This is a genomic window from Mesorhizobium sp. M1A.F.Ca.IN.020.06.1.1, from assembly GCF_004023265.1.
Classification (GTDB): domain Bacteria; phylum Pseudomonadota; class Alphaproteobacteria; order Rhizobiales; family Rhizobiaceae; genus Mesorhizobium.
In genome coordinates this window covers 1-1849 of the sequence record NZ_RZSR01001084.1, presented here as the reverse complement: position 1 = coordinate 1849, position 1849 = coordinate 1, and the positions used below count along the sequence as shown (strand labels likewise).

The following is a 1849-nucleotide window of genomic DNA, read 5'->3' as shown; positions in this document are numbered from 1 at the left end:
GGATCAGCCCGGCGACATCGTCGGCGAAATCGGCGATGCCAAAGCCCCTGCCCGCCTGCGAGGCGCCATGGCCGCGCAGGTCCGGCATGACCAGCCGCCGCGCGGAAAGATGCGGCGCCAGCAACGAGAAACTGCGGCTGGTGTCGGTGAAGCCGTGCACCAGGACGAGCGGCGGTTCCGAGCCGGCGGCCTCGACATAGGCGAGGTCGAGGCCACCGACATCGACGAATCGCTTGCGGCCGGCCCAGGCGTCCTGCTCGCCCCCCTGTCCCGACAGATCCAATGCCGCGGGCCTCACAGTCCAAGCTTTTCCTTGACCGCGGCGAGGCCGGGCTTGCCGTCGAAGGTGGTGACGCCGGCAAGCCAGGCGTCGACACGATCCTTGTTGAGCGTGATCGACTTAAGCGCCGCTTCCTCCGGCTTCATGCCGTCATTGATGAGGTAGCCCATGCCGACATTTTCCAGATCGATGTCGAAGGCAAGGTTCTTCAGGAACTGCGCCACGTTCGGGCACTCCTGCAGGAATCCCTTGCGCACCTGGGTCGTCACCGTCGCGGCGCCGAAATTCGGGCCGAAGAACTTGTCGCCGCCGGTCAGATACTTGAAGTCGTACATCGTGTTCATCGGATGGGGCGCCCAGCCCTGGAAGACGATGAACTGCTTCTCCTTGATCTCGTAGCCGACCTCCGAGAGCATGCCGGCTTCGCTCGATTCGACCACCTGCCAGCCGTCGAGCTGGAACTGAGGATCGGCGATAGCATCCATCATCAGCTGGTTCGAGCCGGGCTCGATGCCGTACATCTTCTTCCCGAACTTGTCGGCGAATTTGTGCAGGTCGGAGAGATCCTTGACGCCGGCTTCCCAGACATAGGTCGGCACGGCGAAGGTGTATTTGGCGCCGACCAGATTGACCCGCACATTCTCGATCGAGCCGTCCTTCCTGTAAGGCTCGTAATAAGTGACCATCGCCGGATCCCAGTAGCCGAGGAACAGGTCGAGGTCTTTGTTCTTCATGCCTTCGTAGATGACGTTGATGCCAAGCACGTCGCTCTGCGGCTCATAGCCGAGCACCTGGAGCAGGACCTTGGCCACGCCCGTCGTGAAGGCGAGATCGTTCCAGCCGGGCTCGGCCATTCGTACCACCTTACATTCCTCCGCCTCGGCCGCCTGAACGGTTTGAGCGGCCACCATCAAGGCAGCGAGACAGACGCCATTCGCAAGCAAGCGCACCATTCCGGTTCTCCTCTGTTGACCATTTGGTCATGTTATTGTCCCAGTGGTCAATGATTGATCTGAGCGGGCGAAAATGTCAACATGGAGTCGCAAACATGGATCGATCCGGTGAAGCTCACACGTCTCAGCGACATACGCCGCAAGGAGTTGCGGCAAGCGGCCTTTGCGGTGCTCGAGCGCGAGGGCATTGCCGGCGCCACCTTGGAAAAGGTCGCGGCCCAGGCCGGCGCCTCGAAGGGCATCGTGCTGCACTATTTCCGCAACAAGCAGGAATTGTTCGAGCACGCGATGCGCGAGGCCAATGCCGTGCTGTGCAACGCGGTGGTGGCGCGGCTCAAGCGCGCGCGAACGCCGATGGAGCGGCTGGACGCGGTGATCGAGGGCAATTTCGAGGAGCATTTGTTCCTGCCGCCGCTCTGTCACGCCTGGCTGTCGCTCTGCGCCGAGGTGCCGCGCGACGAGAAGCTGGCGCGCATCCAGCGAGTGATCCACGCGCGCATGCGCTCGAACCTGTTGTCCGGCCTGCGCGGCCTCGCATCGCCGGAGTTGGCCGCGGAGATCGTACTCGGCGTCACCGCTCTGATCGACGGGCTGTGGCTCAGGCTTGGCCTGCAGC

3 protein-coding genes are annotated in these 1849 nt (G+C 62.9%); 1 reads left to right on the top strand and 2 read right to left on the bottom strand.

From position 1 onward, the window contains the following. Together EOA60_RS31175 and choX are read right to left on the bottom strand one after the other, a co-directional pair. A partial coding sequence (locus EOA60_RS31175) for an alpha/beta fold hydrolase (protein ID WP_164899703.1) occupies positions 1-298 on the bottom strand: 298 nt, incomplete at its 3' end. Then, complete coding sequence (gene choX / locus EOA60_RS31170) at positions 295-1233, bottom strand: choline ABC transporter substrate-binding protein (RefSeq protein WP_095802559.1); 939 nt, start codon at positions 1231-1233, stop codon at positions 295-297. The genes EOA60_RS31175 and choX, both read right to left, overlap by 4 nt. 108 nt (positions 1234-1341) lie before the next feature. Between choX and betI the strand changes: the two genes are divergently transcribed. Further along, the coding region (gene betI / locus EOA60_RS31165) for a transcriptional regulator BetI (RefSeq protein ID WP_128312490.1) at positions 1342-1849 on the top strand (508 nt) is incomplete at its 3' end.